27 protein-coding genes and 2 tRNA genes are annotated in these 26,286 nt (G+C 69.0%); 20 read left to right on the forward strand and 9 right to left on the reverse strand.

Annotation, left to right across the window (positions count from 1 at the left end):
• The first annotated feature begins 13 nt into the window (after nucleotides 1-13).
• From folK to D9601_RS12095, 3 genes are all read left to right on the forward strand, one after another.
• On the forward strand, nucleotides 14-490 hold the full coding sequence (gene folK / locus D9601_RS12085; RefSeq protein WP_198354238.1) for a 2-amino-4-hydroxy-6-hydroxymethyldihydropteridine diphosphokinase: 477 nt from the start codon (nucleotides 14-16) through the stop codon (nucleotides 488-490).
• Nucleotides 491-512: 22 nt separating this feature from the next.
• Nucleotides 513-588: transfer RNA gene (locus D9601_RS12090), tRNA-Lys, on the forward strand.
• A gap of 80 nt (nucleotides 589-668) precedes the next feature.
• Nucleotides 669-1,250 carry a phosphatase PAP2 family protein gene (locus tag D9601_RS12095; RefSeq protein ID WP_198354239.1) on the forward strand — a complete coding sequence of 194 codons (582 nt, stop codon included), beginning with the start codon at nucleotides 669-671 and terminating at the stop codon, nucleotides 1,248-1,250.
• On the opposite strand, the gene galE is transcribed toward D9601_RS12095, so the two are convergent.
• Entirely contained in the window at nucleotides 1,247-2,242 is a 996-nt protein-coding gene (galE, locus tag D9601_RS12100; RefSeq protein ID WP_198354240.1) for a UDP-glucose 4-epimerase GalE, read from the reverse strand. The genes D9601_RS12095 and galE overlap by 4 nt on opposite strands.
• Before the next feature lie 69 nt (nucleotides 2,243-2,311).
• On the opposite strand from galE, the gene msrA reads away from it, so the two are divergent.
• Nucleotides 2,312-2,854 (forward strand): peptide-methionine (S)-S-oxide reductase MsrA, encoded by a 543-nt coding sequence (msrA, locus tag D9601_RS12105; RefSeq protein ID WP_198354241.1) that lies wholly within the window; start codon nucleotides 2,312-2,314, stop codon nucleotides 2,852-2,854.
• Nucleotides 2,855-2,969: 115 nt separating this feature from the next.
• Here msrA and D9601_RS12110 read toward each other — a convergent pair whose 3' ends face one another.
• Complete coding sequence (locus D9601_RS12110; RefSeq protein WP_232474071.1) at nucleotides 2,970-3,893, reverse strand: L-threonylcarbamoyladenylate synthase; 924 nt, start codon at nucleotides 3,891-3,893, stop codon at nucleotides 2,970-2,972.
• Between the two features lie 38 nt (nucleotides 3,894-3,931).
• On the opposite strand from D9601_RS12110, the gene D9601_RS12115 reads away from it, so the two are divergent.
• Complete coding sequence (locus D9601_RS12115) at nucleotides 3,932-5,635, forward strand: acyl-CoA dehydrogenase (RefSeq protein WP_198354242.1); 1,704 nt, start codon at nucleotides 3,932-3,934, stop codon at nucleotides 5,633-5,635.
• A 208-nt stretch (nucleotides 5,636-5,843) separates the two neighbouring features.
• Nucleotides 5,844-6,674: an arylamine N-acetyltransferase family protein gene (locus tag D9601_RS12120; RefSeq protein WP_198354243.1), complete on the forward strand. Its 831-nt coding sequence runs from the start codon at nucleotides 5,844-5,846 to the stop codon at nucleotides 6,672-6,674.
• A gap of 184 nt (nucleotides 6,675-6,858) precedes the next feature.
• Here D9601_RS12120 and D9601_RS12125 read toward each other — a convergent pair whose 3' ends face one another.
• Both D9601_RS12125 and D9601_RS12130 read right to left on the reverse strand, forming a co-directional pair.
• A complete protein-coding gene (locus D9601_RS12125) occupies nucleotides 6,859-7,215 on the reverse strand; it encodes a GntR family transcriptional regulator (protein ID WP_198354244.1) in 357 nt (118 codons plus the stop codon).
• Nucleotides 7,216-7,269: 54 nt separating this feature from the next.
• On the reverse strand, nucleotides 7,270-7,848 hold the full coding sequence (locus tag D9601_RS12130) for a nitroreductase family protein (protein ID WP_198354245.1): 579 nt from the start codon (nucleotides 7,846-7,848) through the stop codon (nucleotides 7,270-7,272).
• Nucleotides 7,849-8,068: 220 nt separating this feature from the next.
• Between D9601_RS12130 and D9601_RS12135 the strand changes: the two genes are divergently transcribed.
• The gene (locus tag D9601_RS12135; RefSeq protein WP_198354246.1) at nucleotides 8,069-9,667 is read left to right on the forward strand and encodes a peptide MFS transporter; all 1,599 of its coding nucleotides are present in this window, start codon (nucleotides 8,069-8,071) and stop codon (nucleotides 9,665-9,667) included.
• 44 nt (nucleotides 9,668-9,711) lie between these two features.
• Here D9601_RS12135 and D9601_RS12140 read toward each other — a convergent pair whose 3' ends face one another.
• Together D9601_RS12140 and D9601_RS12145 are read right to left on the reverse strand one after the other, a co-directional pair.
• Nucleotides 9,712-10,704: an aldo/keto reductase gene (locus D9601_RS12140; protein ID WP_198354247.1), complete on the reverse strand. Its 993-nt coding sequence runs from the start codon at nucleotides 10,702-10,704 to the stop codon at nucleotides 9,712-9,714.
• A complete protein-coding gene (locus tag D9601_RS12145; protein ID WP_198354248.1) occupies nucleotides 10,682-11,935 on the reverse strand; it encodes a dicarboxylate/amino acid:cation symporter in 1,254 nt (417 codons plus the stop codon). Before D9601_RS12145 ends, D9601_RS12140 begins: the two co-directional genes overlap by 23 nt.
• Before the next feature lie 60 nt (nucleotides 11,936-11,995).
• Between D9601_RS12145 and glmM the strand changes: the two genes are divergently transcribed.
• The 7 genes from glmM to D9601_RS12180 all read left to right on the forward strand — a co-directional run bounded on the left by glmM (nucleotide 11,996) and on the right by D9601_RS12180 (nucleotide 18,910).
• Nucleotides 11,996-13,339 (forward strand): phosphoglucosamine mutase, encoded by a 1,344-nt coding sequence (gene glmM / locus D9601_RS12150; protein WP_198354249.1) that lies wholly within the window; start codon nucleotides 11,996-11,998, stop codon nucleotides 13,337-13,339.
• Complete coding sequence (locus tag D9601_RS12155) at nucleotides 13,339-13,563, forward strand: DUF1272 domain-containing protein (RefSeq protein WP_198354250.1); 225 nt, start codon at nucleotides 13,339-13,341, stop codon at nucleotides 13,561-13,563. Before glmM ends, D9601_RS12155 begins: the two co-directional genes overlap by 1 nt.
• A 525-nt stretch (nucleotides 13,564-14,088) precedes the next feature.
• Nucleotides 14,089-14,868 carry a bifunctional hydroxymethylpyrimidine kinase/phosphomethylpyrimidine kinase gene (thiD, locus tag D9601_RS12160; protein ID WP_198354251.1) on the forward strand — a complete coding sequence of 260 codons (780 nt, stop codon included), beginning with the start codon at nucleotides 14,089-14,091 and terminating at the stop codon, nucleotides 14,866-14,868.
• Nucleotides 14,856-15,470: a ribonuclease HII gene (locus tag D9601_RS12165; RefSeq protein ID WP_198354252.1), complete on the forward strand. Its 615-nt coding sequence runs from the start codon at nucleotides 14,856-14,858 to the stop codon at nucleotides 15,468-15,470. The genes thiD and D9601_RS12165 overlap by 13 nt, the downstream gene beginning before the upstream one ends.
• Nucleotides 15,471-15,692: 222 nt before the next feature.
• The gene (locus tag D9601_RS12170) at nucleotides 15,693-16,826 is read left to right on the forward strand and encodes a site-specific DNA-methyltransferase (protein ID WP_198354253.1); all 1,134 of its coding nucleotides are present in this window, start codon (nucleotides 15,693-15,695) and stop codon (nucleotides 16,824-16,826) included.
• 59 nt (nucleotides 16,827-16,885) lie between these two features.
• On the forward strand, nucleotides 16,886-17,935 hold the full coding sequence (gene folP, locus D9601_RS12175) for a dihydropteroate synthase (protein WP_198354254.1): 1,050 nt from the start codon (nucleotides 16,886-16,888) through the stop codon (nucleotides 17,933-17,935).
• Nucleotides 17,936-18,025: 90 nt separating this feature from the next.
• On the forward strand, nucleotides 18,026-18,910 hold the full coding sequence (locus tag D9601_RS12180; RefSeq protein WP_198354255.1) for a bestrophin family protein: 885 nt from the start codon (nucleotides 18,026-18,028) through the stop codon (nucleotides 18,908-18,910).
• A 10-nt stretch (nucleotides 18,911-18,920) separates the two neighbouring features.
• Here the strand turns inward: D9601_RS12180 and D9601_RS12185 are convergent, their stop codons facing one another.
• Complete coding sequence (locus D9601_RS12185) at nucleotides 18,921-20,333, reverse strand: sigma-54-dependent transcriptional regulator (RefSeq protein WP_198354256.1); 1,413 nt, start codon at nucleotides 20,331-20,333, stop codon at nucleotides 18,921-18,923.
• Nucleotides 20,334-20,480: 147 nt separating this feature from the next.
• Between D9601_RS12185 and D9601_RS12190 the strand changes: the two genes are divergently transcribed.
• The 6 genes from D9601_RS12190 to D9601_RS12215 all read left to right on the forward strand — a co-directional run bounded on the left by D9601_RS12190 (nucleotide 20,481) and on the right by D9601_RS12215 (nucleotide 25,092).
• The gene (locus D9601_RS12190) at nucleotides 20,481-20,603 is read left to right on the forward strand and encodes an aa3-type cytochrome c oxidase subunit IV (RefSeq protein ID WP_232474072.1); all 123 of its coding nucleotides are present in this window, start codon (nucleotides 20,481-20,483) and stop codon (nucleotides 20,601-20,603) included.
• Between the two features lie 11 nt (nucleotides 20,604-20,614).
• A complete protein-coding gene (locus tag D9601_RS12195; protein ID WP_198354257.1) occupies nucleotides 20,615-21,739 on the forward strand; it encodes an NAD(P) transhydrogenase subunit alpha in 1,125 nt (374 codons plus the stop codon).
• A gap of 227 nt (nucleotides 21,740-21,966) precedes the next feature.
• Nucleotides 21,967-22,266: an NAD(P) transhydrogenase subunit alpha gene (locus tag D9601_RS12200; RefSeq protein ID WP_198354258.1), complete on the forward strand. Its 300-nt coding sequence runs from the start codon at nucleotides 21,967-21,969 to the stop codon at nucleotides 22,264-22,266.
• A 96-nt stretch (nucleotides 22,267-22,362) separates the two neighbouring features.
• Nucleotides 22,363-23,880 (forward strand): NAD(P)(+) transhydrogenase (Re/Si-specific) subunit beta, encoded by a 1,518-nt coding sequence (locus D9601_RS12205; protein WP_198354259.1) that lies wholly within the window; start codon nucleotides 22,363-22,365, stop codon nucleotides 23,878-23,880.
• Nucleotides 23,881-23,998: 118 nt separating this feature from the next.
• Nucleotides 23,999-24,949: a hypothetical protein gene (locus tag D9601_RS12210; RefSeq protein WP_198354260.1), complete on the forward strand. Its 951-nt coding sequence runs from the start codon at nucleotides 23,999-24,001 to the stop codon at nucleotides 24,947-24,949.
• 67 nt (nucleotides 24,950-25,016) lie between these two features.
• Nucleotides 25,017-25,092, forward strand: a tRNA-Val gene (locus tag D9601_RS12215).
• Nucleotide 25,093: 1 nt separating this feature from the next.
• Here D9601_RS12215 and D9601_RS12220 read toward each other — a convergent pair.
• Together D9601_RS12220 and D9601_RS12225 are read right to left on the reverse strand one after the other, a co-directional pair.
• Entirely contained in the window at nucleotides 25,094-25,498 is a 405-nt protein-coding gene (locus D9601_RS12220; RefSeq protein ID WP_198354261.1) for a hypothetical protein, read from the reverse strand.
• Nucleotides 25,499-25,536: 38 nt separating this feature from the next.
• Nucleotides 25,537-26,283: a hypothetical protein gene (locus tag D9601_RS12225; RefSeq protein WP_198354262.1), complete on the reverse strand. Its 747-nt coding sequence runs from the start codon at nucleotides 26,281-26,283 to the stop codon at nucleotides 25,537-25,539.
• Between the last annotated feature and the right edge of the window lie 3 nt (nucleotides 26,284-26,286).

Raw genomic sequence — 26,286 nt, forward strand, 5'->3', positions numbered from 1 at the left:
TTAGGGCGAGCGCGTGGCGACGACAATCTATGCGATCGGCCTCGGCTCCAATCGGCGCGGCCGGCACGGCGACCCGGCAACGGAGGTACGCGCGGCGCTGGCGGCGATCGGCGGCGTGGTCGCCGCCTCGCCGGTGATCGCGACGCCGCCGCTCGGCCCGTCGATCCGCCGCTTCGCCAATGCGGCCGCGCTGATCGCGAGCGCCGAGACACCGCCGCAATTGCTGGCGCGGCTGAAGCGGATCGAGGCGGCCTTCGGCCGTCGCCGCGGTCGGCGCTGGGGCGCGCGGGTGATCGACCTCGACATCCTGCTCTGGTCGGGCGGGCGCTGGCACGCCCGCGACCTGACGGTGCCGCACGCCGCGATGCGCGAGCGGGCCTTCGTGCTGCGCCCCCTGCTGCACATCGCGCCGTCCTGGCGCGATCCGGTCAGCGGCCGAACGCTGCGTCAACTCGCCGCGAGGATTGACCGGCGGCGTCCGCGCGCCTAGGCCGCCCTCTCGCCGATGGCAGGGGTCCGTAGCTCAGTTGGTAGAGCAAGCGACTTTTAATCGAGAGGTCCCGGGTTCGAGTCCCGGCGGACCCACCATCGGTGCCGAACCGCCCGCGCCGCGGCGGCTGCCGTCCCTGCTCGCCGGCTTCGCGGCGATCGCCGCCGGTCTCGCCCTGATGCTCGCCGGCGCCTATGCCACCGGCCGCTGGCCCTTCGCCTTCGACCGCGCGATCCTGGTCGGCATGCGCGCCTGGCATGGCCCCGCCTGGCTGCCGAAGGTCGCGGCGGACGTCACCGCGCTCGGCGGCGGGGTGGTGCTGACCATCGTCGTCGTCGCCGTCACCGGCCTGCTGCTCGTGCAGCGGCTGTGGCTGACCGCTCTGGCGGTGGCGGCGGCCAGCCTGTCGGCAGGGGTAATGGTCGACCTGATCAAGGGCTTCGCGGTGCGGGCGCGCCCCGAGCTGGTGCCGCACCTGGTCGACGTCACCGGTTACAGCTTCCCGAGCGGCCATGCCGCGTCGAGCGCCTGCATCTACCTGACGCTCGCCGCGCTGGGCGGCCAGGTGACGCCGTCGCGCGCCACCCGCCGTTACCTGCTCATCGTCGCGGTCATCCTGGTCGGCGCGATCGGCACCAGCCGTGTCTATCTTGGCGTGCACTGGCCCAGCGACGTGATCGCCGGCTGGAGTTTCGGCACCCTATGGGCGTTGGGCTGGTGGCTCGCCACTGCCGGCGCGCGGCGCGCGATGCGCGACTAGCCGCGCTCCGCCAGCTTGCGCTCCCAGGCGAGCGCGTCCTGCACGATCGTGTCGAGATCATCACGCTGCGGTCGCCACGGCAGCGTCGCGAGGATCGCGGCATTGTCGGCGACCAGTTCCGCCGGATCGCCGGCGCGACGCCCCTCCAGCCGGCGCTCGATCGTGCGGTTGGTGACCCGGTCGATCGCGTCGAGCACCTCGAGCACCGAGAAGCCGCGGCCATAGCCGCAGTTCAGCACATGGCTTTCGCCCGGCCGCTCGACCAGCAGTTCCAGCGCCGCGACATGCGCGGCGGCTAGATCGCTGACGTGGATGTAATCGCGCACGCCGGTGCCGTCGCGGGTCGGAAAGTCGGTGCCGTAGACGCCGACATGGCCGCGCTTGCCGGTCGCCGCCTCGACTGCGATCTTGATCAGATGCGTGGCGCCGACGGTCGACTGGCCGGTCCGGCCCTGCGGATCGGCGCCCGCGACGTTGAAATAGCGCAGCGCGCAATAGTTGATGGGATGGGCGGCGGCGACGTCGCGGAGCATGAACTCCGTCATCAGCTTCGACATGCCATAGGGATTGATCGGCGCCTTCGGATCGCCCTCTGCGACGGGGACCTTCTCGGGCGTACCATAGGTCGCGGCGGTCGAGGAGAAGATGAAGTGCGGCACGCCGCATGCCACCGCGCTCTCCAGCAGGTCGCGCGTCGCCGCGGTGTTGTTGCGATAATATTTGAGCGGGTCGCTGACCGATTCGGGCACCACGACCGAGCCGGCGAAATGCATGATCGCACGGACCCGGTGGTCGCGGATGACGTCGCGCAGCGCCGGGTCGGCGACGTTCATCGTCACCAGCGTGGCCCGCGGATCGACGGCCCAATCGAAGCCGGTGACCAGATTGTCGACCACGACCACGTCATAGCCTGCATCGCACAGCGCCAGCACGGCATGGCTGCCGATATAGCCGGCACCGCCCGTCACCATCACTTTGCCGTCGATCGCCATCTAATCGGTCCCCTGTCGTACGTTGCGCCGCGGTAGCGACATCCTATCTTGGACGCAAAGGAGACTATCATGACGGACTATGCGACGCTGGCCGGCGGCTGCTTCTGGTGCACCGAGGCGGTGTTCAAGGACGTGATCGGCGTCGAGAGCGTCGACAGCGGCTACATCGGCGGTTCGGTGCCCAATCCGACCTATAAGCAGGTCTGCGGCGGCGATACCGGCCATGCGGAGGCGATCCGCGTCGGCTTCGATCCGGCGCAGATCAGCTATGCCGAGCTGCTCGACATCTTCTTCGCGACGCACGACCCGACGCAGCTCAACCGCCAGGGCAATGACGTCGGTACGCAATATCGTTCGGCGATCTTCCCGGCCGACGAGGCGCAGGCCGCCGAAGCGCGCGCCGCGATCGAGCGCGCGGGCGAAACCGCCGGGCGGATCGTCACCACCATCGAACCGATGGCGGAATGGTATCCGGCCGAAGGCTATCACCAGGATTATTGGGAAACCTCGGGCCGGTCGAACCCCTATTGCATGGCGGTGATCCCGCCCAAGCTGCAGAAGCTGCGCAAGAGCTTCCAGGCGCGGTCCAGGGCGGCGGCGGTCAGCGCGTAATGATTGAGAGGCCGTCCTTCGGGGCGGCCTTTTTTCACGCGGAGGCGCGGAGATGTGGCGCTCGCGGCGCCGCGGGCGACATCTTCGCGGCTTCGCGTCTTCGCGTGCACCGACTCTACCGATGCGCCGCGCGAGACAACCGGTCGTTGATGGCCTCGCCCAGACCGTCTGCCGGAATCGGTGCCACCGCGATCCTGCGGGCGTCGCTGGCGTCCGCGCGGTGCAGCGCATCGAACAACCGTGCCGCCGCTTCCGTCAGGTCGCCGTCCGCGGACAGCGTTTCGTCGCCGGGAATCGCGCCGAAGCCGATCAGCCACTCGTCGCCCTCCGCCGCCAGCGCATCGAGGCGTAGCGGCTTGGCCGGGGCATAATGCGTTCGTAACTGGCCCGGCGCGGTCACGGCACCGCCTTCCGCCCGCCGTTCCACCGCGAAGGGCAGGTCGGCGATCGCGATCGGTCCCGGCCGCAGCAGCGTGCGCCCGGCGAGGATCGTCGATTCCAGCCCCGCCTCCGTCGGTCCGTCGTCGAGGATCAGGCCGATCCGGTTGCCTAGGCTGGCGGCGACGTGCGCGGCGCGGGTGGGGCTGATGCCGTTGCTGGCATTGGCGGACGGCGCCGCCAGCGGCCGTCCGCTCGCCGCCAGCACCGCCTGCATCGCGCGGTGGCGCGGCACGCGCAGCCCGATGGTCGGCAGTCCGGCGGTGACCAGCCCGGCGATCGGCGCCCTCTCGCGCAGCGGCAGCACCAGCGTCAGCGGCCCCGGCCAGAACATCTCCGCCAGCCGCCGCGCGTCGGCATCCAACACCGCCAGCGCCGCCGCCGCCGCCAGATCCGCGACATGGACGATCAGCGGGTTGAAGCTCGGCCGCCCCTTGGCGGCATAGATGCGCGCCACGGCCTCCGCATTGGTCGCGTCGGCGGCGAGGCCGTAGACCGTCTCGGTGGGCAGCGCGACCGGCTCGCCGGCGGTGATTCGCGCCGCCGCTTCGGCGACCGCGGCCATGCCGTAGCGTAAGATGCGCGGTTTTGAATCGGCCATGTTCCAAGCCTATAAACGGCGGGTCCAAGGAGAGAAACATGACCTTCCGCCCCGCCGTCGCCGACCAGCGTTTCGTGCTGGAGCACGTCGTCCAGATCGACCAACTTGCCGCGACCGCGCGGTTCGCGGCCGCCAGCCCCGACGTCGTCGATGCGGTGCTGGAGGGCGTCGGCCAGTTCGCCGCGGGCGAATGGGCGCCGCTCAACCGCGAGGGCGACACCGTCGGCGCGACCTGGACGCCTGACGGCGTCCATATGCCGGCGAGCTTCATCAAGGCGTACCACGATTATGTCGAGGGCGGCTGGGGGACGATCGGCGTGCCGGAGGATTGGGGCGGGCAGGGGCTGCCCTTCGCGATCCAGACCGCGGTGCTCGACACGCTCGGCTCCGCCAATATGGGCTTTGCGCTCTGCCCGACGCTGACCGTCGGAGCGATCGAGGCGCTGATCCACCATGGCACGCCCGAGCAGCAGGCGACCTATCTGCCGCAGCTCGCCACCGGCGCGTGGACCGGCACGATGAACCTGACCGAGCCGCAGGCGGGCAGCGACGTCGGTGCGCTGCGCGCCACCGCGACGCCGCTCGGAGACGGCAAGTGGTCGATCAAGGGCACCAAAATCTTCATCTCGTTCGGCGACCACGACATGGCGGACAACATCGTCCATCTCGTCCTCGCCCGGACGCCCGATTCGCCCCCGGGAACGCGCGGGATCAGCCTGTTCCTCGTCCCCAAGTTCCGCTTGAACGACGACGGCACGCCGGGCGCGTTCAACGACGTGCGCGTCGTGTCGATCGAGCACAAGATGGGCCTGCACGCCTCGCCGACCTGCGTGCTGTCGTTCGGCGACCATGACGATTGCGTCGGCGAGCTGATCGGGCCGGAGCATGGCGGCATGCGCGCGATGTTCACGATGATGAACAACGCCCGGCTCAACGTCGGCCTGCAGGGCGTGCAGGTCGCGGAAGGCGCGACGCAGAAGGCGGTCGGCTATGCCCTCGAACGCGTCCAGGGCGCGCGTGCCGGCGCGCCGTCGCGGATCGTCGAACATCCCGACGTGCGCCGCATGCTGCTGCGCATGACCGCGCAGACGCAGGCGGCGCGCGCGCTCGTCTATTATGCCGCGGGCCAGGTCGATCGCGCCGGGCTCGGCGACGCGGCGGCACGCAACCGGCTGGAGATCGTCACCCCGCTCGCCAAGGCGCACGGCACCGACATCGGCAACGAGGTCGCGAGCATCGGCGTACAGGTGCATGGCGGCATGGGCTTCGTCGAGGAAACCGGCGCCGCGCAATATTTCCGCGATGCGCGGATCACGCCGATCTACGAGGGCACCAACGGCATCCAGGCCGCCGACCTCGTCGGCCGCAAGCTAGCTTTGGATAACGGCGGCGCCTTTGCGGCGCTGATCGGCGACATCCGGGCGGAGGCGCAGCATGCCGACCTGATCGCGCTCACCGATACGGTCGAGGCGATCGGCCGCCGTCTCGCCACCGCGGATGCCGACGACAAACTGGCGGCGAGCTATCCCTTCCTCACCATGCTGTCGGTCGCGACCTGCGGCTGGCTGATGGAGCGGCAGGGCCGGCTGGCGACGGGCGACGATCCGGCGCAGGCGGTCAAGCGCGCCGCGGTGCGCTTCTACCTCGACCAGATCGTACCGGAAGCACTGGGCCTGCGTGCCGCGGCGACGGCGAGTGCGGAGGTGCTTTACGCGGTGCCGGCCGAGGCGTTCGCGGCCTGACAGCTTTTGCCGCAGCGGGGTGCCGTCCCGCTCCGCTGTCATTCCCGCGCAGGCGGGAATCCAGACGCGCAACGCTGCAGATTGAGCCGCGAGGCTCGCCAGTCTGGATCCCCGCCTGCGCGGGGATGACGATGTGACACGGATCGTGCCTCTTTGAAGCAGGGGCCTGACCCTTGCCATCGAAAGAAATCCCCTCGAATAGCCGGTCATGTTCGATCTCGACGCCTATCTCGCCCGCATCAATTTGCCCGCCCGCGTCACCCCCGATGCGGAAGGTCTCGGCCGCCTGCAGCGCGAGCATCGGCTCGCCATCCCGTTCGAGAATCTCGACGTCCGCCTCGGCCGCGGCATCGCGATCGACAGCGACGCGGTGTTCGCCAAATTGGTGACGGGCAAGCGCGGCGGCTATTGTTTCGAACAGAACCGGCTGTTCCTCGACGCGCTGACCGCGCTCGGCTTTGCGGCGCGGCCGCTACTCGCCCGCGTCTGGCTTGGCACCGACGTGCAGCAGGGGCCGACGCCGCCGCGGACCCACACGCTCAGCCTGGTATCGATCGACGGACGCGACTGGATCGCCGACCCCGGCTTCGGCGGCAGCTATGCGCCGGTGATGCCGGTCGAAGCCGGCGCCGAAGTCGTCGCACCCGACGGCGCCCGCTTCCGGCTCGATACCGATGCGGAGCATGGCTGGATGCTGTACCGGGCCGGTGCGGCGGGGTCGACCGACGGGCGCGGCGCGGGTCCGGGCTGGCAGCCGCAATATAGCTTCACCACCGATGCGGTGGCGGCGGCGGATCTCGTTTTGTCGAACCACTGGACGTCGACCGCGCCGGACAGCCGCTTCACCCAGCTGACCATCGCCAGCATCGTGCTGCCGCACGGTCTCGCCGGCCTGACCGACCGCCGCTATCACCGCCGCGCCGGCGACGACGAGACGGCGGCGGAGATCACCGACCCGCGTGTCTATCGCATGCGGATGAGCCTGATGTTCGGCATCGACCTGACCAAGGATGAGGTGGAAAGCCTGGGGCTGTTCTGAAGCCGGGCCATTCGTCCACCTGCGTCATTCCCGCGTATGCGGGAATCCAGACGCGCAAATCATCGCGAGGGCCGCAGCGTCAGCGTCTCTGGATCCCCGCCTACGCGGGGATGACGAAGGTGGAGGAAACAACGGCGCGGGGACGACGGCGTCGGGAAATCCGCACTATCCGAGAAGAGCGTCCTCAGACCCGCTCGCGCTCCAGCAGGTCCTGCGCGTCGAGGCCGAGCAGATCGATATAGTCGCGGATGCGCGGCCATTGGTTGCGCACGAAACTGTCGCATTCCGCGCGCCGCAGCTTCTCCGCCGCGCCGGGCAGCACGAACATGCCGACGCCGCGCCGCACCTCGACATAGCCGTCGTCCTGGAAGCTCTGATAGGCCTTGGCGACGGTCAACGGATTGGCCCCATGTTCGGCGGCGAACGCCCGCACCGAGGGCAATTGGTCGCCGGCGCCATAGTCGCCGCGCAGAATTCCCGCCGCGATGGTGCCGCGTAGCCGGATATAGACCGGGCTGTCCTCGTTGCTGAGAGCTGTCATGCTGCTTTAATACAGCAAAAGCGGGAAAGGTCCAAGCTCAACCCGGCGATCAAATCACCCGTCCCAGCGTGAGATGATCTGCGCCAGCTCGGGGCGCGGCCGTTCGTCGAGCGGTCGCCCCGGCGTGCCGAGGAAAACGAAGCCGGCGATCTTTTCCGGCGCCGCGCCGAAGGCGTCGCGCACCCGCGGCGAGAAGGCCGCCCAGCCGGTCAGCCAGCCGCCCGCGAAGCCCATCGCATGGGCCGCGTGCAGCAGGTTCATCGTCGCCGCTCCGGCGGACAATTCCTGCTCCCATAGCGGGATCGGGCTGTCCGGCTTGGGCGAGGACAGGACGACGACCAGCGCGGGCGCCTGGCGTGCGAACTGATCGAGGCCGTCCAGCTCCTTCTGCGATGCCTCCGGCCGTTCGGCGCGGCAGGTATCGACCAACAGCCGGGCGAACGCGTCGCGCCGATCGTCGCCGACGATGACGAAGCGCCAGGGCGCCAGCTTGCCATGGTCCGGCGTGCGCGCGGCGATGGCGAGGATGCGGTCGAGCTGCGCGGCATCCGGCCCGGGCGCGACGAGATCGCGCGGCTTGCCCGAACGGCGGGTGGCGAGGAGCGACAGCGGGGTGGAGGCGTCGTTGAACATCGGATTGCCATAGGACCGCTGCGTGCGGCAGACCACCCTCACCCTGTCGGTCGCTGCGCGACCTCTTCCCTCTCCCGTCGGGAGAGGGAGGGAGGCGCGTAGCGACGGAAGGGTGAGGGTGAGCGCGGCACAGCCGTTTACACCCGCTCCCAAGCCGCTACGTTGCCGGCCCGAGAGGACGCCCGGACGGGCGCACACGGCACGGGAGCAACTTCACCACATGGCAAGTACAGCAACGGCGGGAGGCGGCGTACCGGCCACCGCCAAGACCTTCCTGGGGCATCCGCGCGGCCTGTTCATGCTCTTCTTCGCGGAGCTGTGGGAGCGCTTCTCCTATTACGGGATGCGCGCCATCCTGGTCTTCTATCTGACCAAGCACTTCCTGTTCGGCGAACAGCCGGCCTATGCGATCTACGGCGCCTATACGTCGCTGGTCTACATCACGCCGATCATCGGCGGCTATATCGCCGACAAATATCTCGGGCCGCGCAAGGCGGTGCTCGCCGGCGGCATCTTCATCACGCTCGGCCATCTGATGATCGCGCTGGTCGAGGGACCGGTGGGGCAGCAGGGCAGCGCGCTCAACGGCTTCTACCTCGCGCTGGCGCTGATCATCGTCGGCACCGGCTTCCTGAAGGCGAATATCTCGGTGCTGGTCGGCGCGCTCTACCGGCGTGACGACACGCGGCGCGACGGCGCCTTCTCGATCTTCTACATGGGCATCAACACCGGCGCCTTCGTCGGGCCGCTGCTCGTCGGCTATCTCGGCGAGCGGGTCGGCTGGTCGTGGGGCTTCGGCGCGGCGGGCATCGGCATGGCGTTGGGCCTGGTCGTCTTCGTGCTGTGCCGCGGCGCGCTTTACGACGTCGGCGAGCCGCCGGTGCCGGCGGCGCTGAAGCAGCGTTCGCCGGTCGGCCTGTCGATCGAATGGGCGATCTATGCCGGCGCATTGGTGATGATCGCGCTGTGCTGGTGGCTGGTGCGCAGCCAGGGGGCGGTCGGCACGCTGCTGCTCGCCGCGGCGGCGCTGACCGTCGTCTACATCCTGCTGACCAGCTTCCGCCGCCTGCCGCCCGTCGAGCGGCACCGTATCTTCGCGGCGCTGTTCCTGATCGCGCTGTCGCCGCTGTTCTGGGCCCTGTTCGAACAGGCCGGCTCGTCGCTCAGCGTCTACACCGACCAGCAGGTCAACCGCACCGTCCTCGGCTTCGACATGCCGGCGTCGTGGTTCCAGTCGGTCAATTCCTTCTTCATCATCACGCTGGCGCCGCTGTTCGGCCTGTTGTGGACGGCGATGGGCAAGCGCGGCATCGAGCCCAGCGCACCGTTCAAGTTCGGCATCGGCCTGATCCTGGTTGGCGCCGGCTTCTTCGCGCTGATCCTTGGCGCGCCGGCGGCGGGGCTGACCCCGGCGATCTTCGTCATCCTGCTCTACATGCTGCACTCGATGGGCGAGCTGTGCTTCTCGCCGATCGGCCTGTCGTCGATGACGCGCCTGTCGGTGCCGAGCATGACCGGGCTGATGATGGGCACCTGGTTCCTCGCCACCGCCGCCGGTAATTTCATCGCCAGCCTGATCGCGCAGGCGACCGGCGGCGAGGGCGCCGGGCCGGACCGGGTGCTGGAGGTCTATGGCCGCATCGGCTGGTTCGCGATGGGCGTCGGCGTGGTGGTGCTGGTGCTCGCGCCGTTCGTGACCAAGCTGATGCACCTGGAACAGCTCGGCGAGCGGCCGGACCATGTCCTCGCCGGCGAGCCGCTCAACGCCGAGGCCGCCGCCTCGGGCATCGACACCCGCGGCGAACAGCGGGCGCATTGATCCTGCAATAGCCCCTCCCTTGAGGGGGAGGGGCTCGCCTCATCTCACAACCGCACCATCGCCATGGCGCGCTCACCGTAGCGCGGGCCCGCGGTGCCGCCGCGCGGCGCCGCCTCGTCCAATCGGCGAAGATCCTCCGCCGATAGCGTGACCTCGGCCGCCGCCATACTGTCCTCCAGCGTCGCGCGGCGCTTCGATCCGGGGATCGGCACGATGTCGTCGCCCTGTGCCAGCAGCCACGCCAGCGCCACCTGTGCGCCGCTGACGCCATGGTCCGCCGCGATCGCCTTGACCACCTCGACCATCTTCATGTTGGTGGCGAAATTCTCTTCCGAATAGCGCGGATCGTTGCGGCGATAGTCGCCCTCCGGCAGGTCGTCGCGGCTGGTGATCTGCCCGGTCAGGAAGCCACGGCCGAGCGGGCTGTACGGCACGAAGCCGATGCCGAGCTCGCGCGCCAGCGGCAGGATCTCGTCCTCCACCGTCCGCTCCCACAACGAATATTCCGATTGCAGCGCGGCGATCGGATGGACCTTGGCGGCGCGGCGCAGCGTCTCCGCCCCCGCCTCCGACAGGCCGAGGTGGCGGACCTTGCCCTCCTTCACCAGCTCGGCCATCGCGCCGACCGTCTCCTCGATCGGCACATTCGGGTCGACGCGATGCTGGTAGAACAGGTCGATCGTCTCGATGCCCAGCCGCTTGAGCGAGCCCTCGCAGGCGCGCCGCACGTTCGCCGGCGACGAATCGGTCCCCTCCATGCCGTTGGCGCCGATCCGGAAGCCGAACTTGGTCGCGATCACCAGCTCGTCGCGTTTGCCCGCGATCGCCCGGCCGAGCAGTTCCTCGTTGCGGTACGGGCCATAGACCTCGGCCGTGTCGAAGAAGGTCACGCCGAGGTCGATGGCGCGGTGGATCGTCGCGATACTCTCGGCATCGTCGGCCTGGCCGTACATGCCGGCGCCGATCCCGGCCATCGGCATACAGCCGAGGCCCAGCGCCGACACCGTCAATCCGTCACCCAGCGTCCGTTGTTTCATGGGATATCTCCTTGTCCCGGCGCGCAACGCAGCTGGTCACGGCGATATCCATGGTGACGTTGCCGACGGTGCGAAACAGGTCGGGTACGGTCTCCACTGCGACGAGCAGCCCCAGCGCCTCGATCGGCACGCCCATCGCGAAGGCGACGGGCGCGACGCTGGCGAAATAGCTGATCGTGCCGGGCAGCGAGACCGAGCCCATCGTCGTGATCGCCGCGGTGGCGATGCCGGCGGCGAGCTGGCCGGGGCCGATCGGCACGTCGAGCCAGCGGGCGACGTACAGCGCCACCGCCAGGTTCATCGCCGGGCTGGTCGCGCGGAAGATCGCCACCGCGATCGGCAGCACGATGCCCGCGGTGGCTGGGGCGACGCCGATCTCGCCGCTGCCCTTCAGCATCGCCGGCAGCGAGGCGAGCGAGGATTGGGTGCTGACCGCCACCGCCTGTGCCGGCGCGGCGGCGCGTGCGAACCGCCCGAACGGCACGCCGCCGCCGAGCCGGGCAAGCGGATAGCCGGCGAGCAGGACGAGGAATCCGATCGCCGAGACGCAGACGATGTAATGGATCAGCGCCCCGAATGCCGCAGCGCCGGTGCGCGCGCCGACGCCATAGGCGAGCGCGAACACGCCGATCGGGGCGAGCCGCAGCACCCAGCCGATGATCACCAGCATGGCGTCGGTGATCGCGCGGAAGAAGGACACGAGCAGCGCGCGCGGTTCCGGTTCCAGCCGGGTGATCGCGAAGGCGAAGGCGAGGGCGAAGACGGTGAGCGGCAGGAAGGCATCGGCCGCCGCCGCCGCGACGACGTTGGTCGGCACGATCGTGTCGAAGAAATCGGCCAGCCCCGGCACCTTGCCGGGTGCCGCCGCGCCGGTCAGCGCCGCCCGCAGCGCTGCCGACCAGGCGTCGGGCAATGGCCAGGCGTCGAGGATCAGCGGCTCGATCACCGCCGCCATCAGCGTCGTCGACCACAGCACGACGACGAACAGCGCGACGCTGCGCCCCGCGATCCGCCCGGCGCGGGCGGCCTGCGCGGTGGCGGCGATGCCGGTGACGAGCAGCCCGACGATCAGCGGCACGATCACCATCTGCAGCGCGTGCAGCCATGCCGCGCCGAGCGGCTGCGTCACCTTGGTCGCGCTCAGCGCCGCGTCGCGATCGACGGCGACCGCGGCGATGCCGATCAGAATGCCCGCGAGCAGTGCCAGAAGGATACGGGTGGCTTGCGACATCTTTGTCCTTCGCGCAGACGGAGCGGCGTAAACGCCGCATAGCGAACGGGAAGGCTGCGCATGGCAAGGAAATATTTCGGCACCGACGGCATTCGCGGTGCGACCAACGCCGGTGCGATGACCGCGGCGATGGCGATGAAGGTCGGCATGGCGGCGGGCGCCTATTTCCAGCGTGGCGACCACAAGCATCGCGTGCTGATCGGCAAGGACACGCGCCTGTCGGGCTATATGCTCGAATCGGCGCTGGTCGCCGGCTTCACCAGCGTCGGCATGGACGTGGTGATGGTCGGCCCGTTGCCGACCCCGGCGGTGGCGCTGCTGACCCAGTCGATGCGCGCCGACATCGGCGTGATGATCTCCGCCAGCCACAATCCCTTCGCCGACAATGGCATCAAATTGTTCGGGCCGGACGGCTACAAATTGTCCGACGAGGCCGAGACGACCATCGAGGGGCTGATCGACGGCGACGACGTCCCGCTTGCGCCATCGGCGCAGATCGGCCGCGCGCGGCGCATCGACGACGCGCAGGGCCGTTATATCCATTTCGCCAAATCGACCTTCCCGCGCGATCTCAGGCTCGACGGCCTGCGCATCGTCATCGATTGCGCCAATGGCGCCGCCTACAAGGTCGCGCCGACGACGCTGTGGGAATTGGGCGCGGACATCGTCGCGATCGGCGTGACGCCCAACGGCACCAACATCAACGATGGCGTCGGCTCGACCGCGCCGCAGACGCTGTCCGAAACCGTCGTCGCGAGCGGCGCCGACATCGGCATCGCACTGGACGGCGATGCCGATCGACTGATCGTCGTCGACGAAAAGGGCCGGGTGGTCGACGGCGACCAGCTGATGGCGACGATCGCCGCCGGCTGGGCACGGGCGGGCCGCCTCGCCGGCGGCGGCCTGGTCGCGACGGTGATGTCGAACCTTGGCCTCGAGCGGCATCTGAAAGCCCAGGGCCTGGGGCTGGTCCGCACCGCGGTCGGCGACCGCTACGTGCTCGAGAAGATGCGGAGCAGCGGCTACAATGTCGGCGGCGAGCAATCGGGCCACATCATCCTGTCCGACTATGCCACCACCGGTGACGGTTTGGTCGCCGCGTTGCAGGTACTGGCCGAGATCAAGCGCGCCGGCGCGCCGGCCAGCGAGGTGCTGCACCGCTTCGCGCCGCTGCCGCAATTGCTCAAGAACGTGCGGTTCGCCGGCGGCAAGCCGTTGGAGCATGACGACGTCAAGGCGGTGATCGCGGCGGCGGAGGCGGAACTCGCCGGCACCGGCCGCCTCGTCATCCGGCCATCCGGCACCGAACCGGTGATCCGCGTCATGGCCGAGGGCGACGACGCGCGTCAGGTCGAGGCGGTGGTCGACCGCATCTGCGACGCGGTGTGCAAGGTGGCCGCCTGATGCTGGAGATGCGGCCCGACTGCGAACGCTGCGGCACCGACCTGCCGGCGGCGGCGCCCGGCGCGTTCATCTGTTCGATGGAATGCACCTTCTGCACCGAATGCGCCGATGCGATGGATGAGCTCTGCCCCAATTGCGGCGGCGAACTGCTCGATCGGCCGACGCGGACGGGCAAGACGCTGAAGACCCATCCGGCGAGCACGGAGCGGCGGTTCGCGGGGTGAGCCAAGCCCCGCGGCTGCCGGCGACGCCTTTGCCCAAGCGTCATCCCGGCGAAAGCCGGGACCCATGGAGACGCTGTGGCTGGTGGCGCGCCTCACACCGCCGTCCCGCCACCATGGGTCCCGGCTTTCGCCGGGATGACGAACCCGGGCTGCGACGTAACGCTGTCCTACACGCCCGCTTTCTGCCACCCTTGCCGCCATGCCCGATCGTTCCGTCCAGACCTTGCCGCCTCGTCGAGCCGCCAATCCTCCCCGGCACGGAGTATCGGGTCGGATCGTCCCCCGGACGATCCTTGAACATGCGGGGCATGTTCAACCCGATGCTGGGGACCAGCGAAGCTGGTGGAGGGGGCTTTCCGCAAGCGGTGCGTGGCGCGGCGGCCCCCCTCCGTCAGCGCTAGCGCGCTGCCACCTCCCCGCGAGCGGGGAGGATTTGCTCACCCACCCCGCACGAGTGCGACCTTTGCGACTTTCCGCGTCCGGGGCGGAGCGCGTAGAGGTGCGACCTTTGGGACCTTTCGCGGCATGATCCCCCGCGTCCTCATCATCGCCGGCTCCGACTCGGGCGGCGGCGCCGGCATCCAGGCCGACATCAAGACCGTCACGATGCTCGGCGGCCACGCCACCACCGCGATCACCGCGATCACCGCGCAGAACACCCTGGGGGTGCAGGCCGTGCAAGCCGTCCCGCCCGACATGGTGGTCGCGCAGATCGACAGCGTGCTGGCCGACCTCGGCACCGATGCGGTCAAGATCGGCATGATCGGCAGCGCCGAGACGGCCCATGCCGTCGCCGGCCGGCTCGAGCGGATCGACGTGCCGATCGTCTTCGACCCGGTGATGATCGCCACATCCGGCTCGGTGCTCGCCGATGCCGCAACGATCGCGGCCTTCACCCGGCTGATGCGGATGGCGGCGGTCGTCACGCCCAATCTGCCCGAACTCGCCGCGCTGGGTGGCGAGGCGGCGGTCCGCGCACTCGGCCCGGCGTTGCTGGTGAAGGGCGGCCACGGCGACGGCGCGATCGTCGAGGACCGATTGGTCGACGCCGGCGGCGGCGAGACGGTCTGGACGCACCCACGCCGTGAGACGCGGCACAGCCACGGCACCGGCTGCACGCTGGCCAGCGGCATCGCCGCCGGGCTGGCCGCCGGCCTGGCACTCGCCGACGCGGTCGGGCGGGCCATCGCGTATACGCAGGCGGCGCTTGCCGCCGCGCCCGGCCTTGGGGCAGGGCACGGGCCGATGGGACATGCGCTGGGCGTCACGCCCTTTGCCCTGTGGGGAGCCGAATGCCGGGCCTGAAGCACGAGAAACTCTGCCTGCCGCCGGTGGCGGGGGTCGACGAGGCCGGGCGCGGGCCGCTCGCCGGACCGGTGGTCGCGGCCGCGGTGATCCTGCCGGCGCGCGGCGTGCCCCGCGGGCTCGACGATTCGAAGAAGCTGGCGCCAGCGGAGCGTGAGCGGCTCGCCGGGCTGATCCGCCAGCGTGCAGGCGTCGGCGTCGGCATCGTCGAGGCGGACGAGATCGACCGGCTCAACATCTATTGGGCGACGATGAAGGCGATGACGCTGGCGGTCGAGGCGCTCGGCTGCGAGCCCGGCCATGTGCTGGTCGACGGCAACCGCCTGCCGCGCTGGCGCTATGCGGCGACGGCGCTGGTCGGCGGCGACGCGCTGTCCGCCTCGATCGCCGCCGCCTCGATCGTCGCCAAGACGCTGCGCGATTCGATCATGTGCGACCATGCCGCCGCCCACCCGCATTATCATTGGCACAGCAACAAGGGCTATGGCTGCCCCAAGCATCTCGCCGCGCTGCGCGAACACGGCCCGTCGCCGCTCCACCGTCACAGTTTCGCGCCGGTCGCCCGCGCCGCGGACCTGTTTGCGCCGCGCGATGCGGCGTGAGGGGTGCGAAGTTGCGCCGCGCAACCGCATCGCTGGTGCGCTGAGTCTTTTGCGCCACACCCCATCCGATGGGGCATCGGATCGGCGCGGCGGCGCAAAATCTGGGACGCAAGAGGCTTTGTGGCAGGCCGTTAACGGCATCGCAGGAAATATCGTTAACCAATGATCACTTGACGGGAGTCGCCGGATTCGCGCTTCTGGAGCTTCGAGAAGGGGGCGTAGATGGGGGTAATCGAGAAGGTCCGGCAGCCGCGCGTCGCGGCGCGATCGCAGGTGGAGGTCGAACTCCCCCTCGATCAGATCGTCATGGGCGATTGCATCGCCGCGATGAAGGCGCTGCCCGACAAGTCGGTCGACATGGTCTTCGCCGACCCGCCCTACAATCTGCAGCTCGGCGGCGAGCTGTTCCGCCCCGACGGCAGCCATGTCGATGCGGTCACCGACGATTGGGACAAGTTCGACACCTTCGCCGCCTATGACGCCTTCACCCGTGCCTGGCTGGCGGAGGCGCACCGGATCCTCAAGGACGACGGCACGATCTGGGTGATCGGCAGCTATCACAACATCTTCCGGGTCGGCACCGCGGTGCAGGACCTGGGCTATTGGATTCTCAACGACATCGTCTGGCGCAAGGCCAATCCGATGCCGAACTTCCGCGGCACGCGCTTCACCAATGCGCACGAGACGCTGATCTGGGCGTCGAAGGGCGAGAAGGCGAAATACACCTTCAACTACCGCAGCATGAAGACCCTGAACGACGAGCTGCAGATGCGCTCCGACTGGGAATTCCCGATCTGCGGCGGGCAGGAGCGGCTGAAGAAGGGCGGTCACAAGGTCCACCCGACGCAGAAGCCCGAGGCGCTGCTCTATCGCGTCATGCTCGCCTGCACCAAGCCGGGCGATGTCGTGCTCGACCCGTTCTTCGGCACCGGCACCACCGGCGCGGTCGCCAAGCGGCTCGGCCGCCGCTGGATCGGCATCGAGCGCGAACTGTCCTATATCGACGCGGCGGCGGAGCGGATCGCGGCGGCGCTGCCGCTCGACGAATCGGCGCTGGCGACGATGCAGAGCCCGCGCGCCCAGCCCAAGGTGGCGTTCGGCGTGCTGGTCGAGAACGGCTATCTCGCCCCCGGCGCGATGCTGACCGACGCCAAGCGCCGCTTTCAGGCGATGGTCCGCGCCGACGGCAGCCTGGCGAGCGTGTGCGGCGCCAGCGGCTCGATCCACAAGCTCGGCGCCAGCCTGCAAGGTGCGCCGGCCTGCAACGGCTGGACCTTCTGGCACCACGAGACCGACGGCACGCTGCAGCCGATCGACACGCTGCGCCAGACCTATCTGCTCGCGACCCAGCCGTGACGCGTTGAGCCTGGGCGGGCGGGATCGGCCCGCCCGCACCGAGGGGGATGGAGAGTCCGATGCACCTGCGCCCGGTCCAGTTCGTCGACACGCCGATCGGCCTGCCCGACGGGTCGGTCGCGCGGCTGGCGGGCGGGATGCAGTGGTTCGCCGCCTATGAGGTGATCGAGTCCGCCGGTCGCCGCATCGTCCCGGTCGCGGAGATCGCCGCGCTGGGCGAGGCGGCGGCGGCGATCCACGCGCGGGTCGTCGCGCCGCGTGCGCCGCTGGTGCTCGGCGCGCGCACCTTGCGCCTCGACCAGCCGCTGGTCGCCGGCATCCTCAACGTCACGCCCGACAGCTTCTCCGACGGCGGCGCCCATGCCGGCGATCCGGCCGCGGCGGCGGCGGCGGGGGTCGACATGGCGGCGGCGGGGGCGGCGCTGATCGACCTCGGCGGCGAATCGACCCGGCCGGGGGCGGCGCAGGTCTGGGAGGGTGACGAGATCGGCCGGGTCGTGCCCGTCGCCGAACGGCTGGCGGCGAGCGGCACGCCGGTGTCGATCGACACGCGCAAGGCGGGGGTGATGGCGGCGGCGCTCGCCGTCGGGGCCGGCATCGTCAACGACGTCTCCGCGCTGCTTTGGGACGATCGCGCGCTCGACGTGGTGGTCGGCGCCGGCTGTCCGGTGATCCTGATGCATTCGCCCGATCCCAAGGATGGCGGCCACGGCCGCCCGACCTATCGCAACGTCGCGACCGAGGTGTTCGACTGGCTGGCGGCGCGAATCGCCGCGGTCGAGGCCGCGGGCGTGCCGCGCTCGCGCATCCTGGTCGATCCCGGCATCGGTTTCGGCAAGTCGCTCGCCGACAATCTTGCGCTGATCAACAATCTCAGCCTGTTCCACGGGCTGGGCTGCGCGATCATGCTGGGGGCGAGCCGCAAGCGGATGATCGGCGCGCTCGACAATGAGGCGCCGGTCGAACGGCGGCTCGGTGGCAGCCTGGCACTGGCGATCAAGGGTGCGGATGCCGGCGTGCAGCTGATCCGCGTCCACGACGTCGCCGAAACGGTGCAGGCGCTCAAGGTCTGGCGCGGCCTGCGCGACCGCGCGCTCGCCGGCGGCTGAGCGGAACACGACCGGATCGGAAACATTTCGCAACGCAGCAATCGAGCATCGGAGACGTTGGGCGGCTAATCGGACCGGCAAAGAGGACCCATGATCGTCAGTGCTACCCCCCGCCTCCGCCAGATCGTCAGTGAAGTCTGGCGCCCGCTCACCGTCCTGTTCGTTTGGGACGTGGCGGTCACCGTCACCTATTACGTGCTGCCGTTCCGGGCACCGTCGCTGCCGCTGACGCTGTTCGGCTCGGTGCTCGCCCTGTTTCTCGGCTTTCGCAGCAACTCGGCCTACGAACGCTGGTGGGAGGGGCGCTCGCTGTGGGGGCTGATGATCAACGCCTCGCGCAATCTCAGCCGCGAGGCGCGCAACTTCCTGCCGGCCGACGAGGCGCACGACCTGCGCCGGACGATCGTGCTGCGCCAGATCGCCTATGTGAACGCCCTGCGCTGCCAGTTGCGCCGCCAGCCGGTCGATGACGAGGTGCTGCGCTTCCTGTCGCACGGCGAGGCGACGCCGTCGCTGGCGCGCACCAACATCGCCAACGGCCTGCTCGACGGCACCGGCCGGCGCATCGACGACGCGCGCCGTGCGGGCTGGATCGATACGATCCAGCAGACGCAGATGGAATCGGTGCTGGTCAACATCGCCAATGCGCAGGGCGGCATGGAGCGGCTCAAGAACACGCCGCTGCCCAACCAATATCGCTTCTTCCCGACGCTGTTCGTGCAGCTGTTCTGCATCCTGCTGCCGATCGGGTTGGTCGAGACCCTGGGCTTCGCGACGCCGCTCGGCTCGACCGTCGCGGGGCTGATGTTCCTTGCCGTGCTGGCGATCGGCGACGATCTGGTCGATCCCTTCGCCAATACGGTGCACGACCTGCCGCTGTCGGCGATGTGCCGGACGATCGAGATCGACCTGCTGCAATCGATCGGCGACGAGGCGCCGGCGCCGTTGCAGCCGGTCAACGGTGTCCTGTGGTAGGCCGGACGGCTCAGGCCGCGTTGTCGATGCCGAGCTCGCCGAGCTTGCGATACAGCGTCGACCGGCCGATCCCCAGCCGCCGTGCCACCTCGGTCATGCGGCCACGGTAATGGCCGATGGCGAGCCGGATGACGTCCGCCTCGATGTCTTCCAGCGGCCGCAAATTGCCGTCGGGGCGGAACAGGGTGACGCCTGCACCCGAAGCGGGGGCGGTATGAAGGTTTCGCCGTTGGCCGAGTGCCGCGATCTGCGGAAAGTCACTGCGGGTCAGCGCGTCGCCTTCGCACAGCACGGCGGCGCGGAACAGCGCGTTCTGCAACTGGCGGACGTTGCCCGGCCAGTCGTAGCCGACGAGCAAGGCTAGGGCTTCGTCGGTGATGCCGAGTGGGCGCAAGCCCGGTTGCTGGGCGATCCGCGCGAGCAGATGGCGGGCGAGCGAGGGAATGTCGCCCGATCGCTCACGCAGCGGCGGTATCGTCACCTGTACCACGTTGAGGCGGTAGTAAAGGTCCTCGCGGAACCGGCCTGCCTCGACCTCCTCGATCAGCTTCTTGTTGGTCGCGGCGATGACGCGGACGTCGACTTGGCGGGCATGACGGGCGCCGATCGGCTGCACCTCGCCCGACTGCAATACGCGCAGCAGCTTGACCTGGGCGTCGAGCGGCATCTCGCCAATCTCGTCGAGCAGCAGGGTGCCGCCATCGGCGTCGACGAACTTGCCGATCTTGCGTTCGAAGGCGCCGGTGAAGGCGCCCTTCTCGTGGCCGAACAGCTCCGATTCAACCAGGTTCGCCGGGATTGCACCGCAATTGACCGTGACGATCGGCTTTTTCGCGCGCGGGCTGGCGGCATGGATCGCGTCGGCGACAACCTCCTTGCCGACCCCGCTCTCCCCCTCGACCAGTACCGGCACACGGGCGCGGGCCGCCTTGGCCGCGATCGCCAGCGCGGCGCGGAATTCGGGTGCGGAGCCGACGATCTCGTCGAAGGCGAGCAGTGCCGGAATCTTCTCGGTTAGCGGCCGCAGCTCGCCCGCCGCGGTGCCGGCGACCGCCGCTTCGAGCGCGGCGAGCAAACGCTCCGGCGCCAGCGGCTTGACCAGGAAATCGGTGGCACCGGCGCGCATCGCCGCGACCGCATGCGCAACCGAGCCGTTGGCGGTCAGCATCAGGATCGGCAGCGCCGGCCGCTGGCCACGCAGATCGGCGATCAGTCGGGCGGTGTCGGCATCCGGCGCGCGATGATCGAGCAGGATCGCGTCGAGCTGCATGCCGTCCTGCGTGCCCAGCTGCGCCAGCGCCATTTCGCCGTCATTGGCGAAGATCGAGCGCCAGCCGGCTCGGGCGGCGAGGGCGGCGACCAGCCGACGCTGTGCCGGCTCGTCGTCGATCAGCAAAAGCAACCGCTGTCCATTGCGCGTCATTGTCTATCCCGTCCCGATTCGGGGCAGGATGTACACAAGCCACGGTAAAGGCAGGCTTAAGCGCCGCTGCCTTGACGCGGATGGAGATTTGCGGGCAGGTTTCAAGAAACAGCCGCTGGCATCGGCGGCCAGACAGGGATGACGAGGATGGCCGGCAACGGGAACATGCAGCCGCACGAGGCGACCTATGCCAGCGTGATCGGCATGCTGAAATGGGGCGCCGTCGGCTGCGCGATCGTCGCGGCGCTGGTGATCTGGCTGATCGCGTAAGGCGCGCGACGATGAAGATCGCCGTCGTGCGGGAACAGGCCGATGGCGAGCGGCGGGTCGCCGCGACCCCCGAAACCGTCCGCAAGTTCATCGCGCTGGGCGCGACGGTCGCCGTCGAGGCGGGAGCCGGCGTTGCCGCGTCCTTTGCCGACGCCGCCTATGCCGAGGCGGGGGCGGCGGTCGGCGACCGCGCCGCGACGCTTCTTGGAGCGGACATCGTTCTTGCTGTGCAGGGGCCGGATCCTGCCAGCCTCGGCGGGATCGCGCCGGGTGCCTGGCTGGTCGCGGGGCTCAATCCGTTTGGCGAACGGGCGCGGGTCGATGCCTATGCGGCGGCCGGGGTCGAGGGGCTGGCGATGGAGTTGATGCCGCGCATCACCCGCGCCCAGTCGATGGACATCCTGTCGTCCCAATCGAACCTCAGCGGCTACAAGGCGGTGCTCGACGCGGCGGCGGAATATGGCCGCGCCTTTCCGATGATGATGACGGCGGCCGGCACGGTCAGTGCGGCCAAGGTGTTCGTGATGGGCGTCGGTGTCGCCGGGCTGCAGGCGATCGCCACCGCCCGGCGGCTGGGCGCCCAGGTGTCGGCGACCGACGTCCGTTCGGCGACGCGCGAACAGATCCTCAGCCTCGGCGCCAAGCCGATCTTTGTCGAAGGCGTCGCCGGTATCGAGGGCGAGGGCAGCGGCGGCTATGCGGGCGAGATGAGCCCGGAATATCAGGCGGCGCAGGCCGATTTGGTGTCGAGCCATCTCGCCAAGCAGGACATCGTCATCACGACCGCGCTGATCCCCGGCCGTCCGGCGCCACGGCTGATCAGCGATGCGCAGCTGCAGACGATGCGCCCGGGTAGCGTCGTCGTCGACCTTGCCGTCGAACAGGGCGGCAACGTCGAAGGAGCCGTCGCCGGCGAGGTGGTGGAGCGCCATGGCGTTCGGATCGTCGGCCACCGCAACGTGCCGTCGCGGCTGGCCGCCGATGCGTCGGCGCTGTTCGCGCGCAATCTCTATAATTTCCTGTCGACCTTCTGGGACAAACAGGCCGGGCGCCCCGTCCTCGACGAGGAGATCGGTGAGGCGATCAGGCTGACGAAGGACGGCGGGGTGGTCAATCCAAGGTTGGTTGCGGGATGACCGTCGTCGATGCGTCAGAAGAGCGGGTGCGATGACACCGGCGGAACGCGGCGCGGATGTCCGGTCTCTGCTCCGGAGCGGACGGTTCCGGGGGCGGTGGGTTCCCATCGCATCTGTCGCGTGGCGTATCAGATGCCGACGAGGCGCCCGAGCGCTAGGGACGGCCGATAACGCAGACCAGGCGGCCCGGCGCCTTGTGCGACCTTTGAGACTTTTGGAGGACTGACGTGGACTTCATCGCGATCCTGTCGATCTTCGTCCTGGCCTGTTTCGTCGGCTATTATGTCGTCTGGTCGGTGACGCCGGCGCTGCACACGCCGCTGATGGCGGTGACCAACGCGATCTCGTCGGTGATCATCGTCGGCGCGCTGATCGCCGGAGCGGCGGCGGGCAGCACGGCGTCGAAATGGCTGGGGCTGCTGGGCGTCGTTCTGGCCAGCATCAACATCTTCGGCGGCTTTGCCGTCACCCAGCGCATGCTGGCGATGTACAAGAAGAAGGACCGGCCGGCGGCGGCCAACAAATAGAACGTCACCCCGGCGACGGCCGGGGTCCACTCATCCACTTGCGCTGGTGGCGCGGTGGATCCCGGCCTTCGCCGGGATGACGACAAGGGGGATAGGATGGAACAGACGACTGCCGGCAGTTCGTTCGCGGCACTGGCTTATCTGATCGCCGGCGTGTGCTTCATCCTCGCGCTGCGCGGGCTGTCGTTGCCGACCTCGAGCCAGCGCGGCAATCGCCTCGGCATGATCGGCATGGCAATTGCCGTCGTGACCACATTGGTCACGCATGTGCCGATCACCATCACGCAGGCGGCGCTTGCCGATCCGACAGGCCGCGTGCTGGCTGTCACCCATCCGTTGCCGCAACTCGACTGGATCACCGCGCTCGAAATCCTCGCCGCAGTCGGCATCGGCGCGATCATCGGCATCGCCACCGCGCGCCGCATCGCGATGACCGCGATGCCGCAGCTCGTCGCCGCCTTCCACAGCCTCGTCGGCCTCGCCGCGGTGCTGGTCGCCGCCGCCGCCTATCTCAACCCGGCGGCATTCGGCATCGCCGATCTGGTCGTCCCGCTGCTCGGCAAGCCGTTCGCCGTGATCCACCCGGTCAGCCGGATCGAGATGGGGCTGGGCGTCGCGATCGGCGCGATCACCTTCTCCGGATCGGTCATCGCCTTCCTCAAGCTCAACGGCAACATGGGCGGCAAGCCGATCCTGCTGCCCGGTCGCCATGTGCTCAACCTCGGCGTCATCGCCGCCATCCTGTTGCTCGTCGCCTATTTCACCCAGGATCAGAGCCCCCGGGTGTTCTGGACGATCGCCATCCTGTCCTTCGCGATCGGTTTCCTGATAATCATCCCGATCGGCGGCGCGGACATGCCGGTCGTCGTATCGATGCTCAACAGCTATTCGGGCTGGGCGGCGGCGGCCATGGGCTTCACGTTGCACAACAGCGCGATGATCATCACCGGCGCGCTGGTCGGATCGTCGGGCGCGATCCTCAGCTACATCATGTGCCGCGCGATGAACCGCAGCTTCCTCAGCGTTATCGCCGGCGGCTTCGGCGCCGAGGCGAGCGCGGGCGGCGGTGCCGCGCAGGTCGATCGGCCGTGGAAGCGCGGCTCGGCCGAGGATGCCGCCTTTCTGATGAGCCAGGCGGAACAGGTGATCATCGTCCCAGGCTACGGCATGGCGGTGGCGCAGGCACAGCATGTCCTGCGGGAAATGGCCGACAAGCTGAAGGCACACGGCGTGCGCGTCAAATATGCGATCCATCCCGTCGCCGGACGCATGCCGGGTCATATGAACGTGCTGCTCGCAGAGGCCAACGTGCCCTATGACGAGGTGTTCGAGCTGGAGGACATCAACGGCGAATTCGCCCAGACCGACGTCGCCTTCGTCATCGGCGCGAACGACGTGACCAATCCCGCGGCCAAGACCGACAAGAGCTCACCGATCTATGGCATGCCCGTACTTGATGTCGAAAAGGCGAAGACCGTCCTCTTCATCAAGCGGTCGATGGGTGGTGTTGGCTATGCCGGCGTCGATAACGACGTCTTCTATCGCGACAACACGATGATGCTGCTCGCCGACGCCAAGAAGATGGTCGAGGAGATCGTCAAGTCCCTGGACTAGCAGGAACGCATCCAAAACGGATATAACCGTTCGCGTCGACGGGATTGTCGGCGCAGGCACGGTGCGGAACGGAGGCAATACGGCATCGGCCGGTCTGCCCATGCTCTATCGTGCGCCGATGGGGAGCATGATGACGATCGGGGCCGGCACAGGCTATGCGATGGAAGGCCAGCCGGTGGTGCTGGTCGCGGCCGTGGATGGTGGCGATGATGCCGAACGCGTGATCGCGGATCTCCGCTACCGGGTGTTGCGGCGGCTGGATTGGTCCCAACTATCTGATGGCCTGGACGATCGTATCGGTCGTGTCGTGATTGTCGCCGAAGCCGAGGGCATCTTGCCGGATACGCTCGACCAGGGCTTGGCGCGGCTCGATGGTTTCGCGCGCGCGTTGGGTGTGCCGATCGTGATCAGCTTTGCGGCGCCGCAACTCGATCAGGTCGCCGCGGCCCTTTGTGGCCCCCATGTCACGCTCCTCTGCGAGCCGACCGCGATCGACCGGGCCGTTGCGATCGCCATCGCGACACAGATTGGCGTCCCCATCCGGCTCAACGACAGCTGGCGGGAAAGTGCTTCTGCGCGGCTGCAGCGACTGAATGGCGAAGTCGCCCGTATCGCCGACATCCTGGCGCGGCTTGCGCGATCCGAAGAGGCGAGCGGCGATGTCGCCGATCGCCGCAGCGGCTATGATCCGGGACCGATCGCGGTCACGCAGGAGCCGGTGACGGCGCAGGAGGTACGCCGCGCGATCCAGCTGCGCCGGTTGCGCGACAAACATTTCGAGATGTTCGGGGAGGGCCTGTTCGAGGACCCGGCCTGGGACATGCTGCTCGATCTTTACGCTGCCGAACTGGAAGAGCAGCAGGTCAGCGTCTCCAGCCTTTGTATCGCCGCGGCCGTCGCGCCGACCACCGCCCTGCGCTGGATCGCCAAGATGACGCAGAACGGCCTGTTCGTCCGCCATCCCGATCCCTTGGATCGCCGCCGTGCCTTCATGGGGCTGTCGCGCCCGGCGGCGGAGGCGATGCGCAGCTATATGATCGCGGCGCGGCGCAACGAGGATCTCGGATGATCGATGCGAGGTCATCGCCGGGCTTGCGCGCCGCGCGCGGGTTTGGCATCGGCATCCCACCCCATGGGGGCGCTTAGCTCAGCTGGTAGAGCGGCTCGTTTACACCGAGTAGGTCGGCGGTTCGAACCCGTCAGCGCCCACCATCTACCGTTCGCCAGTCGGCCAGCGGTCGAACATCGGGCGCTGGATCGGGCAGTGTTTGCCGCGCCGTTCCCAGGCCTTTTGCTGACGCTCCTCGTCGTCGTTGCTACGGATCGCGACGGACACCGCCTGTTCGGGCGCTGCGACCGCGAGCAGCGCGACGATCTCCGCCCGCAGTGATCGCAAGGCGGCGGCGCGGCGATCGGCGGGGCCGCGGCGCGTCGCGATCCGCCAAACCGCATCGAACGGAGCACGTCGGCCGTCGCCGGGTACGGCATCGTGGAGAACGGCCAGCAGGAGGCGCAGCTGCGCGGTCGGCGCGAGCACGGCGCCCGCGGCGACCGCGGCGGTGACGTCGTCGAGTGCGCGTAACGCTATCAGGACAAGCCGCTCCTCTCCGATTCGCATCGGCGATCTGGAACATAGGAAGAACGTTGTGGCAAGCCTCAGGCGGCGGGCGGGGCCTCGTCGCCGCGGTATTTCACCTCCAAATAACGGCCCCGCGTCGCCAGACTGTCGAGATCGTCCTGCGCCAGCCGCCGGGTCATGTCGGCGATCTCCTGCTCGATCAGCTTGAGACCGGAGACCAACTCCGCATCGGGAGTGCGCCCGTTGCGCTCGACCTTGCGCAACGGCTCCGGCACCCGCGCGTAATCATTGACGAAGGCGGGCAGCTGTTCGCCGATCAGGCGGCGCACCTCATAGGCTTCCTCGTCGCGCCCCTCCAGTCGGCCGAGCTGCGGCGACAGAGTCTCCAGTCGGAGGCCGATCTGATCGACGAGGGCGCGGGCCGGTGGTGGCAGCGCGGGACGCTGCGCATCGAGCCAGCGCTCGGTCTTGGCCGGCAGAGCCTTGATGTCGACCTCGCGCAGGCTCTTCTCGCTGGGCGCGCGGGCGGCGGGCGCCATGGCGATCAGCAGCGTCGCCGCGACCATCAGCAGCAGCACGCCGAGCGCGCCGAAGATGCCGAGCGGGAAGACCATGCCGGCCGCTCCCGCCGCGATCAGGATGATCGCGTTGACGATGGCGATGAAGGCGAGCCGCTGGCCGGCGCCGATCGCCTTGCGCTTCAGCCGCTTGCCGTGGACCCGATATTGCTCACGGAGCTGGTCACGCGCCGGCCCGCCATAATCCTGGCTGATCCGCGCCATCGTGGCGCGGGCACGGGCGATCTGTTCGTCGACTTCGGTCATCGC

This window comes from Sphingomonas sp. MA1305, assembly GCF_016107325.1.
In the GTDB taxonomy this organism is placed as follows: domain Bacteria; phylum Pseudomonadota; class Alphaproteobacteria; order Sphingomonadales; family Sphingomonadaceae; genus Sphingomonas.

Coding starts and splice junctions, on each gene's coding strand:
- D9601_RS12095 (WP_198354239.1), top strand. CDS start 669: ATGCTCGCCGGCGCCTATGCCACCGGCCGCTGGCCCTTCGCCTTCGAC.
- galE (WP_198354240.1), bottom strand. CDS start 2,242: ATGGCGATCGACGGCAAAGTGATGGTGACGGGCGGTGCCGGCTATATC.
- msrA (WP_198354241.1), top strand. CDS start 2,312: ATGACGGACTATGCGACGCTGGCCGGCGGCTGCTTCTGGTGCACCGAG.
- D9601_RS12110 (WP_232474071.1), bottom strand. CDS start 3,893: ATGGCCGATTCAAAACCGCGCATCTTACGCTACGGCATGGCCGCGGTC.
- D9601_RS12115 (WP_198354242.1), top strand. CDS start 3,932: ATGACCTTCCGCCCCGCCGTCGCCGACCAGCGTTTCGTGCTGGAGCAC.
- D9601_RS12120 (WP_198354243.1), top strand. CDS start 5,844: ATGTTCGATCTCGACGCCTATCTCGCCCGCATCAATTTGCCCGCCCGC.
- D9601_RS12125 (WP_198354244.1), bottom strand. CDS start 7,215: ATGACAGCTCTCAGCAACGAGGACAGCCCGGTCTATATCCGGCTACGC.
- D9601_RS12130 (WP_198354245.1), bottom strand. CDS start 7,848: ATGTTCAACGACGCCTCCACCCCGCTGTCGCTCCTCGCCACCCGCCGT.
- D9601_RS12135 (WP_198354246.1), top strand. CDS start 8,069: ATGGCAAGTACAGCAACGGCGGGAGGCGGCGTACCGGCCACCGCCAAG.
- D9601_RS12140 (WP_198354247.1), bottom strand. CDS start 10,704: ATGAAACAACGGACGCTGGGTGACGGATTGACGGTGTCGGCGCTGGGC.
- D9601_RS12145 (WP_198354248.1), bottom strand. CDS start 11,935: ATGTCGCAAGCCACCCGTATCCTTCTGGCACTGCTCGCGGGCATTCTG.
- glmM (WP_198354249.1), top strand. CDS start 11,996: ATGGCAAGGAAATATTTCGGCACCGACGGCATTCGCGGTGCGACCAAC.
- D9601_RS12155 (WP_198354250.1), top strand. CDS start 13,339: ATGCTGGAGATGCGGCCCGACTGCGAACGCTGCGGCACCGACCTGCCG.
- thiD (WP_198354251.1), top strand. CDS start 14,089: ATGATCCCCCGCGTCCTCATCATCGCCGGCTCCGACTCGGGCGGCGGC.
- D9601_RS12165 (WP_198354252.1), top strand. CDS start 14,856: ATGCCGGGCCTGAAGCACGAGAAACTCTGCCTGCCGCCGGTGGCGGGG.
- D9601_RS12170 (WP_198354253.1), top strand. CDS start 15,693: ATGGGGGTAATCGAGAAGGTCCGGCAGCCGCGCGTCGCGGCGCGATCG.
- folP (WP_198354254.1), top strand. CDS start 16,886: ATGCACCTGCGCCCGGTCCAGTTCGTCGACACGCCGATCGGCCTGCCC.
- D9601_RS12180 (WP_198354255.1), top strand. CDS start 18,026: ATGATCGTCAGTGCTACCCCCCGCCTCCGCCAGATCGTCAGTGAAGTC.
- D9601_RS12185 (WP_198354256.1), bottom strand. CDS start 20,333: ATGACGCGCAATGGACAGCGGTTGCTTTTGCTGATCGACGACGAGCCG.
- D9601_RS12190 (WP_232474072.1), top strand. CDS start 20,481: ATGGCCGGCAACGGGAACATGCAGCCGCACGAGGCGACCTATGCCAGC.
- D9601_RS12195 (WP_198354257.1), top strand. CDS start 20,615: ATGAAGATCGCCGTCGTGCGGGAACAGGCCGATGGCGAGCGGCGGGTC.
- D9601_RS12205 (WP_198354259.1), top strand. CDS start 22,363: ATGGAACAGACGACTGCCGGCAGTTCGTTCGCGGCACTGGCTTATCTG.
- D9601_RS12210 (WP_198354260.1), top strand. CDS start 23,999: ATGGGGAGCATGATGACGATCGGGGCCGGCACAGGCTATGCGATGGAA.
- D9601_RS12220 (WP_198354261.1), bottom strand. CDS start 25,498: ATGCGAATCGGAGAGGAGCGGCTTGTCCTGATAGCGTTACGCGCACTC.
- D9601_RS12225 (WP_198354262.1), bottom strand. CDS start 26,283: ATGACCGAAGTCGACGAACAGATCGCCCGTGCCCGCGCCACGATGGCG.